Raw genomic sequence first — 9,063 nt, 5'->3', positions numbered from 1 at the left:
TTTATCTTGAAATCACTTGTCCCTGGCCCCAAATCCAGCATTTTCCCCGATTTTATAACAGAGTCCAGGGCTCGAAAAATCTATTGACAGATGGGCTCCCAGGAGGTGGGGCGGGGGCTTGGGCGTGTCGAAAAGGGTGTTGGGTGAAGGTCGAGCATGGGGGTGCTTCTTTCTGTAGAGGGATCTGGGTATGCGGCTGTCCGCATAGAATCTGCTTGAAAACTCCGGAATCTGCCAGTTTTGACCAAAAACAGTGCTTTCAGCGTCAAAAATCTCATTTTTATCTTGAAATCACTTGTCCCTGGCCCCAAATCCAGCATTTTCCCCGATTTTAAGACAGAGTCCAGGGCTCGAAAAATCTATTGCCAGATGGGCTCCCAGGAGGATGGGCGGGGCTTGGGTGTGTCGAAAAGGGTGTTGAGTAGGAGGCCGAGCACGGGGGTGTTTCTTTTTTGTAGAGGGGGTGACAGAGCAGAGACTGCCCTTATTATACAGCTCCCATTCTTGTTTTGCAAAGGGTGAATAAATTTTCTCCGGCGTCCCATACTTTTTCCAGTTCTTCCCAAAAACATACGGAAAAGGCGGGGTCACTATGAACGAACGGAGAAAAATGATAGCGCGGGCTCTCTGCTGCGGGTTGGTGTTGGCTGCTTGTTTGGGCTGGCTGCGGACAGCGGGGACTGCGGAGCAGCTGCCAGAAAACCTGCTGCGGCTGCATGTGGTGGCAAATTCAGACAGCGAGGCTGACCAGGCCCTGAAGCTACAGGTGCGGGACGCGGTATTGCAGGAGGCTGGTCAATGGTGCCGGGACGCGGAAAGCATGGAGGAGGCCAATGTGCTGCTGTGTACGCATTTGGAGGGAATTACTTTGGCGGCGGAGGACGTGGTGCGCAGAGAGGGATTTTCGGAACGGGTGCGGGCCCAGGTAACAGAGGAGTATTACCCCACCCGGCAGTATGAGGGCTTTACGCTGCCGGCGGGGCGTTACCGGTCGCTGCGGGTGACCATTGGAGAGGGCGAGGGCCGGAACTGGTGGTGCGTGGTGTTTCCGGCGTTGTGTCTGCCGGCGGCGGGAGAGGGCGGGGAGCCCTTGGGAACGCTGCCGGAGAGTCAGCGGGAGCTGGCGGAGCACGCGGGGAAATACCGGGTGGGGCTAAAGGTGACGGAGCTATACGAGCAGCTGCGGGAGTGGCTGCGGGGCCAGTAGCAGCGCGGGCGAAAAGACCAGAGCGAAGCAAGAGCAAGGGTGCGCGAATCAAAAGTTTCGTCAACCTTTTCAAAGGTTGCAGAGGTTTGGGGACAGAGTCCCCAAGGTCTTGACCTTGACCTTAGGCGGCGCAGACAGCAACGGTGCGAGGCAGTAGTTTTCTCTCATCACCAAGTAGGGAACGGGGCAGAGCTGTGCCGCCGTCCCTAGCGAGGTCGACCAAAGGGAGACCAGCGGACTGCTTGCTGCCGTCAGCCTCAGAAACAGACCCTTTTTGACCCTCCTTCACGAGAACCCCCAAACAACCAGAAAAAACTGCTTTTGCTTCCGCCATCTGTTTGCGGCCAGTTGGGATAGAGCGAAGGCCCAGCGAGCGCAGACGCGGGGTCTTGGCGGCTGCGGAAGGTTTGCGAAGCAAAGCTTCTTCCCCTTGCGGAGCAAGGGGGCGAGCGTCCGTTTTGCAGGCGGTGCATTCAGAGGGCGGGCCCTTCTGTTTGGGGTGAACGGGGCGGCAGGGCTTTTGCCATACATTTGACTTATCTTTATTCTTTACTTTCAGGGGGCGCTTTTCTTGCTTCAATTTATTCTGGGCCGCGCCGGAAGCGGTAAAACCGAGTACCTCCGCCGGGCCCTTTCTGACCGCAGTCTGGCCGGGGACAGCCGCTGCGTGATGCTGGTCCCTGAGCAGTACAGCTTTGAGACGGAAAAGGCCATGCTTCGGCTGGCCGGGCCGCAGCGGGCCAATGCCATCAGCGTTTATAGCTTTACCCGCTTGGCTGAGGCTGTCTTCCGTCAGGAGGGGGGCGTGGCCGGACACAGGCTCAGCGACGGGGGCCGGCGCATTCTTATGTCCTCCGCTGTCGCCGCCTGCGAGGACAGCCTTGTGGTGTACAAAAACGCCGCAGGCTCCGGCCGGGTTACAGACCTGATGCTCACTGCTGTCAATGAGATGAAAATGTGCGGCATCCCTCCCCTGCAGCTTACCGCGACCGCCGGTCTGCTGAAAAGCCAGGGCCTGGCCCAGAAGCTCCGGGAGCTGGGGCTTGTTTACACTGCCTATGAGGCCCTGGTGGGCGCCTCTTATCTGGACTCTCGGGACGACCTGACCCGGCTGGCCCAGGCCCTGGAGGGAGCCAGGGTTTTTCAGGGCTGCACCATTGCGGTGGACGCTTTTGAGGGCTTTACAGTACAGGAGCTGAAGGTGCTGGGCCAGCTGCTCCGTCAGGCGGACAGGGTGCTGGTCAGCCTTTGCACCGACGGGCTGGAGGAGGACAGCGCAGGCCTGTTCGCCCTGGTGGACCGTACCCGCCGGCGGGTCACCCGGCTGGCGGAGGAGCAGGGGGTGGGCCTGCTGCCCCCTGTGGCGCTCACCGGCGCGCCCCGCTTTGCCAACAGCAGCCTGAAGCAGCTGGAAGCCCAGCTGTTCCGGCCACAGGGGCGGGAGCAGCCCCTTGGGGAGCAGGAGCATGTCACCCTGTTCGCTGCCCGGGATGTGTTCGAGGAGTCGGAGTATGTGGCCGCCACCATACGGCGGCTGGCGGCCCAGGGAGTGCGCTATCGGGACATCACCATTATCTGCCGGTCGCCGGAATGGTATTTTGGCCGGCTAGACGTAGCCATGAAAAAGCGGGAGATCCCGGTGTTTCTGTCTCAGCCTGTGCGGGTGGACGCGGAGCCGGTGTGCCGGTTTGCCCTGGGGGCCTTTGAGGCTGTACAGGAGGGCTTTGGCACGGACGGGCTTATGGAGCTGCTGAAGACCGGGGTCTCCGGGTTTACGACAGAGGAGATCTCTGCTTTGGAGAACTACGCCTTTCTCTGGCGGCTGAACGGCCAGGGCTGGCGGCAGCCCTTTACCCGGCACCCCCGGGGCTTTGGGCAGGAGCTCACCCCCCAGGACCAGCAGGAGCTGGACCGGCTCAACGCCCTGCGGGAGAGGCTGGTGCCCCCCTTGGAGCGTTTTGCCCAGTCCGCCAAAGAGGCCACCGGGCAGCAGCTCAGTCAGGCGGTGTATCAGCTGCTGATGGACTTTGGCTTGGAGGAGAGCCTGCCGGAATACTGCCGCCGGTTGGAGCTGGCCGGAGAGGACGGCCTTGCCGCCCGGCAGCTGCGGGTGTGGAACCTGCTGATGGAGACCCTGGACCAGATGTACCGCATTTTGGGGGACAGGCTCACCCCGAGAGAGCGGTTTTACCGGCTGCTGCGGGAGGTGATGGCCGGGGAGGATGTGTCGGACATACCCCAGACCGTGGACCAGGTGGTGTTCGGCACAGCCGAGCAGGTGCGTCAGACTGCCCCCCGGGTGGTGTTTTTGATGGGGGTGACGCAGGGGGACTTTCCCCTGACGCCCAGGTCCTCGGGCGTGTTCTCTGACGCGGAACGCCGGGAGCTGATTGCCCTGGACCTGCCCCTGGGGGACCCCTTGGAGCAGAAGGCCATGGAGGAGCGGTATCTGGCCTATTCGGTGGCCTGCATGGCCCGGGAGGCTCTTTACATAAGCTGGCCGGGCTCTGCAAGCGGGGAGGACAAGGAGCCCAGCGAACTGGTGACCCAGGTGCGGGGCATTTTTCCAGGGCTTCAGCCGGTCACGGAGCTGCCTGAGGCCTATTTTGCCAACTCCCGGGAGGCGGCATTCTCCCGCATGGCGGCCAGATGGCGGGAGAACAGCCCCCAGGCGGCGGCGTTGAAGCTGTTCGCGGCAGGGGAGCCGGACTATAAAGGGCGGCTGGCTGCTTTGGAGCGGGCCGGGGGCCAGCGTTCCCAGCGGATGGAGGACCCTGCCGCCGCAAAGGCTTTGTATGGAGAGCGGCTGTTCCTCTCCCCCAGTCAGATTGAGACCTACCACAGCTGCCCCTTCCAGTACTACTGCCGGTATGGGCTCAATGCCCGGGAACGCCGCCCCGCCCAGGTAGATGTATTGCAGTATGGCACCTTGATGCACTATCTGTTTGAGCAGGTCTTTCGGGAACCGCCGGAGGTGCGGGCAAGGCGCACGCCGGAGGAGCTGGGGGCTTTGGTGCGGGCGCTCATACGGCAATATGCGGCGGAGAATATGGGGGGGGCCGAGCTGCTCTCTGGCCGGGAGCGTTACCGGCTGGAACGGATGGCCCAGTCGGCCTGCAAGCTGATTGCCCAGGTGGAGCGGGAGCTGGCCCAGAGCCTGTTTGTCCCCGAGCACCTGGAATGGCGGCTGGGACGGGACATGCCCCCCCTGCGGGTGGAGACCGGCTCAGGCAGAGCTGTCACCGTGGGGGGCACGGTAGACCGGGTGGACATCTACCGCAGCCCCAACGGCAAAAATTATGTGCGGGTGATTGACTATAAGACCGGCAGCAAAAGCTTTCGGCTGGGAGACGTGCTGTATGGACTGAACATGCAGATGCTGGTGTATCTGGCGGCGCTCACCCAAAGGGGCGGGCTGGAACCGGCGGGGGTGCTGTATATGCCGGCGGCGGAGCCCAGCGTCAGCGTGGACCGGGACGCGGACCCGGCAGAGGTGGCCAAGGCAGAGAGCCGCCAGCTGCGCATGAGCGGCCTGGTGCTGGATGACCGGGAGATTATTCAGGCCATGGAGGCAGCGGCCAAGGGGGAGTTTGTCCCGGCGGTATTGAAAAAGGACGGGAACCCGGACAGCCGCAGCTCGGTGCTGGGCGCAAAGGAGCTGAGGCTGGTGCTGGAATATTCCTTGCAGCTCATCGCCTCTATGGGGCGGGAGCTGGAGGAGGGCGCAGCCGCGGCCCGTCCCCACATGAAGAACCAGCCCGCCTGCCAGTACTGCCCCTATCGCCCGGTGTGCGGCAGGGAATTCAGCGACCGGGATGTGGAGAATGAGCGCATGACCCTAAAAGAGGCCATGGACGCCATAAAAAAGAGACAGGAGGAATCGTCATGGGCAAACAAGGAGCAGGACGGAGAAAGCCGGGAATAGGCCCCCGGCTGGCGTTGGGCATTGTGACGGCAATCAACCTGGCGCTGACCCTGGCGCTGGCAGTGCAGAGGAGGAAGGACACCCTGCGGGTGATTCAGGAGGGGGATGTGGTGAAGGTGCTGAAGGAGCGGAAGACAAAGAGCTCTTAAGCCGCCGGAGGATGCCGCCCTTGGCCTTGAAAATATAGTTAACGCAGTTCGCACGGGCGTGCCCGCGCCGCCGCGTTTACGATAAAGCATACACACTCCCGGCCCTGTCCGCATAGGATAGGCCGGGAGCGTTGCTTTTTGCCGCGCCTCCTGCCCGACAAACCAGAAGAACAGAGGTGACCTCTATGCCCAGCCCTCTTGCCAGCGGCATTGACATTTCCCAGTTCAACGGCAATGTGGACATTGCCGCCCTGCGGGACAAAGTGGACTTTATTATTATCCGCTGCGGCTACGGCGACGACTACCCTTCTCAGGACGACACCCAGTACCGGGCCAATGTGCGAAAATGCCTGGATAACGGCATACCCTTTGGGGTGTATCTCTACTCCTATGCCCGCAACCCCACCATGGCCAGCAGCGAGGCCCGGCATACCCTGCGGCTGTTGGAGGGGCTCACCCCCCTTTACGGCGTGTGGTATGACCTGGAAGACAGCACCCTGCCCACCGGCCAGGCTCTGATTGACAACTGCCTGACCTACTGCAGCGCTTTGCGCCAGGCCGGGTATTACTGCGGCCTTTACGCCTCTCTCAGCTGGATGCGCACCCGGCTGAACAGCCCACGGCTGGCCCACCTGGACCGGTGGGTGGCCCAGTGGGGGCCGGACCTTAACTGGCCGGACGCGGGCCTGTGGCAGTACAGCGACAGGGGAATAATCAACGGCAGAGTTTTTGACATGAACCGGGCGTTTCGGGACTACCCGGCGATTATTGGAAAAGGAGAGTGGACTGACATGACCAAGGAGCAGGTTCGGGATCTGGCCCGGGAGGAGGCCCAGCGGGCCGTGCGGGAAAACGAGTCCCGCTACCGCACCATTGGCGATGTGCCCGGCTGGGCCCGCCAGCAGGTGGAGGAGGTGTACCGCCGGCTGGAGCTCACCGGCTCTGGCACAGGTGGGGAGGACAACACCCAGATTGACGCCAGCCCCACCTATGTGCGGGTGCTGGTGGTACTGCACCGGCTGATGGAGGCCTTGGGGCCCGAGGCCTTTATGCGGGCGCTGGAAAAGGAGCCGGAGCAGGACGCAGGGAACTCATGACGCGCTGGCCTGCGCAGGGAAAAAGCAGCCCCGGACAACCGGCCCGGAAAATGGGCCGGGGTGAGTCCGGGGCTGCTTTGTCTGGAATTCGCCCTAGGAGTCTTGTCAAGGACTGGCGGGGGCGGGAGTGTCCTACCGCGCATTTTATTTGCTTTACGTCCAGGAACCCTTGTAGAGGCGAAGCTGCGTGTCCGCCCGTCTCTCCCAGGGTTCCGGTACTTCCGGATGATATCTACCCCTACATTAAAGCCTGCGAAAGGGGCACTCCCCGGGGCGGGGGCTGTTACCGCGATTTCTGGCAGTCTGTCTGACTGTCTATAAGAACCGGTATCTGCCCTGGGGCTCTCCCTTTTTTCTCTGTCTTGGACATTCTCTCGCAAAAGGAGCCCTCAAAATAAAGAGTTTATTAGCAGGGCTTTGGTGAGCGTTCAGAAAAGCTTTGTCTACCTTTTCAACAGGGATAGGTTTCTTGGGGACAAAGCTCCTCAGCCGCCGGAGGCTGTTCCGTTGTCATAAGCTCCTTCTTCAGACATTCCCCCGCAAAATAAACTCTACCATTTTTCGCCTGAATGTGGTATACTATTTTTATCTGACCAACAACGCAAGGGGGATATCTGAATATGTGTGGATTTGTAGGCTTTGCCGGCGACCCCAACGAGGGCGTTCTTCACGCCATGACCACTGCCATTGCCCACCGGGGCCCTGACGACGCGCAGTATTATCAGGACGCCCAGGTCTCTCTGGGCTTTCGCCGCCTGTCCATTATTGACCTGGAAGGAGGCCGGCAGCCCATGCTCAACGAGGACGGCAGCAAGGTGCTGGTCTTTAACGGCGAAATATACAACTACCGGGACCTGAAGCGGGACCTGCTGGCCGCGGGGCATGTGTTCACCACTGCCGCCGACAGCGAGGTTCTGCTGCACGGCTATGAGGAATACGGCCCCGCTCTGCTGAACAAGCTGCGGGGCATGTTCGCTTTTGTCATCTGGGACAAGGAAAAGGGCGAGCTGTTCGGGGCCCGGGACTTTTTCGGCATCAAGCCCCTTTACTATGCCCGGATGGGAGAAAGCTTTCTTTTTGGCTCGGAGCTGAAAAGCTTTCTCCACCACCCGGACTTTAAAAAGGAGCTGAACGAAAGGGCCTTGGAGAGCTATTTGAGCTTTCAGTCTTCCCCTGGGCCCGAGACCTTTTTCAAGGACGTGTACAAGCTGCCCCCGGCCCACTATTTTGTGTACCGGAAGGGGAGCATGGAGACCACCCGCTACTGGCTGCCGGAGTTCCGCCCGGAGGAGGACCGCAGCTTGGAGCAATGGGTGGACGACATTGAGAAAACCTTTGACGACAGCATTGAGGCCCATAAAATCAGCGATGTGGAGGTGGGCTCCTTCCTGTCCTCGGGGGTGGATTCCAGCTATGTGGCCTGCTCGGCCAAGGTGGACAAGACCTTTACCGTGGGCTTTGACAATGGGGAGCGGTACAATGAGACCAGCTATGCCCGGGAGCTCTCGGAGCTCATACCGGTGAAAAACATCAGCAAGGTGATTACCCCGGAGGACTTTTGGGGGAACTTCGCCAAAATTCAGTACCACATGGACGAGCCTCTGGCCGACCCCTCGGCGGTAGCCCTGTACTTTGTGTGCAATATCGCGGCCCAGCATCTGAAGGTGGTGCTCTCCGGGGAGGGGGCCGACGAGATTTTCGGCGGGTACAACATCTACAAGGAGCCTCTGTCCATGGCCTGGTATGAGAAGATTCCTCTGCCCATCCGGCGGCTCATTGGAAAGCTTGCGGGGGCTTTGCCCGCCCACCGGGGGCTGAACTTTCTGGTGCGCAGGGGCAAGCCTTTGGAGGAGCGCTTTATCGGCAACGCCTATATGTTCACCGAGAAGGAACGCCGGGCCCTGCTGAAGCGTCCAGTGGGCGCGCCCTCTCCGGCAGCGTTGGTCAAGCCCTATTACGACATGGTGAAGGATCGGGACCCGGTGACCAAAATGCAGTTTGTGGACCTGAACATGTGGATGGTGGGGGACATTCTGCTGAAAGCGGACAAGATGAGCATGGCCAACTCCCTGGAGCTGCGGGTGCCGTTTTTGGACAAGGAGATTATGGCGTTGGCCGGGCGCATTCCCACCCGATACCGGGTCAACAGTGAGAACACCAAGTACGCCATGCGTCAGGCGGCGCTGCGGCGGATGCCGGAGAAGTGGGCGGGCAAGAAAAAGCTGGGCTTCCCGGTGCCCACCCGGGTGTGGCTGAAAGAGGAGAAGTATTATCAACGGGTTAAGGCGGCGTTTGAGGGGCCGGAGGCGGAGAAATTCTTCCACACCGGGGCTTTGGTAAAGCTGCTGGACGAGCACCGGGCCGGAAAACGGGACAACAGCCGGAAGGTCTGGACCGTATACACCTTTTTGGTCTGGTACAAGGAGTTCTTTGTGGAACGCTGACCTGCGGGGCTGCGGTTCGCTTTTGGCACAGGCTTAAAGGAAATGCTTTTGACGGTTTGGAAGGGACTTTGCGGGAAAAGTCCCTTTCCCTTCATTCAGGATTAGGGCTTGTTTGAAAATAGAGGAAATGACGAATTTTTACCCAGAAGGGGTTCATTTCAAGGAAAAAACGCAAGGCAATCTTCCGATTGGCGAGGATTTTTGACGCAGAAAGGGGCCCCTTCTGGGTAAAAAGACGGCG

At 60.5% G+C, this 9,063-nt stretch carries 5 protein-coding genes; all 5 read left to right on the top strand.

Going from position 1 to position 9,063, the window contains the following annotated elements; genetic code table 11:
• The first annotated feature begins 592 nt into the window (after positions 1–592).
• The 5 genes from spoIIR (at position 593) to asnB (ending at position 8,822) form a co-directional block, all read left to right on the top strand.
• Entirely contained in the window at positions 593–1,207 is a 615-nt protein-coding gene (spoIIR, locus tag ACTO5E_RS08845; RefSeq protein ID WP_482303053.1) for a stage II sporulation protein R, read from the top strand.
• Positions 1,208–1,778: 571 nt separating this feature from the next.
• Entirely contained in the window at positions 1,779–5,132 is a 3,354-nt protein-coding gene (locus ACTO5E_RS08840) for a PD-(D/E)XK nuclease family protein (RefSeq protein ID WP_482303052.1), read from the top strand.
• Positions 5,093–5,281, top strand: coding sequence for a hypothetical protein (locus tag ACTO5E_RS08835; RefSeq protein WP_482303051.1), 189 nt, complete (start codon positions 5,093–5,095; stop codon positions 5,279–5,281). Before ACTO5E_RS08840 ends, ACTO5E_RS08835 begins: the two co-directional genes overlap by 40 nt.
• Before the next feature lie 185 nt (positions 5,282–5,466).
• The gene (locus tag ACTO5E_RS08830) at positions 5,467–6,378 is read left to right on the top strand and encodes a glycoside hydrolase family 25 protein (protein ID WP_482303050.1); all 912 of its coding nucleotides are present in this window, start codon (positions 5,467–5,469) and stop codon (positions 6,376–6,378) included.
• A gap of 620 nt (positions 6,379–6,998) precedes the next feature.
• On the top strand, positions 6,999–8,822 hold the full coding sequence (gene asnB / locus ACTO5E_RS08825; protein ID WP_482303049.1) for an asparagine synthase (glutamine-hydrolyzing): 1,824 nt from the start codon (positions 6,999–7,001) through the stop codon (positions 8,820–8,822).
• Positions 8,823–9,063: the final 241 nt, after the last annotated feature.

The organism is Acutalibacter sp. (assembly GCF_056800975.1).
The sequence above is the reverse complement of the archived record's forward strand: the minus strand, read 5'-3'. Positions and strand labels throughout refer to the sequence as shown.

Excerpts from the sequence above, each read along its gene's own strand:
- spoIIR (WP_482303053.1), top strand. The coding sequence starts at position 593 with ATGAACGAACGGAGAAAAATGATAGCGCGGGCTCTCTGCTGCGGGTTG.
- ACTO5E_RS08835 (WP_482303051.1), top strand. The coding sequence starts at position 5,093 with ATGGGCAAACAAGGAGCAGGACGGAGAAAGCCGGGAATAGGCCCCCGG.
- ACTO5E_RS08830 (WP_482303050.1), top strand. The coding sequence starts at position 5,467 with ATGCCCAGCCCTCTTGCCAGCGGCATTGACATTTCCCAGTTCAACGGC.
- asnB (WP_482303049.1), top strand. The coding sequence starts at position 6,999 with ATGTGTGGATTTGTAGGCTTTGCCGGCGACCCCAACGAGGGCGTTCTT.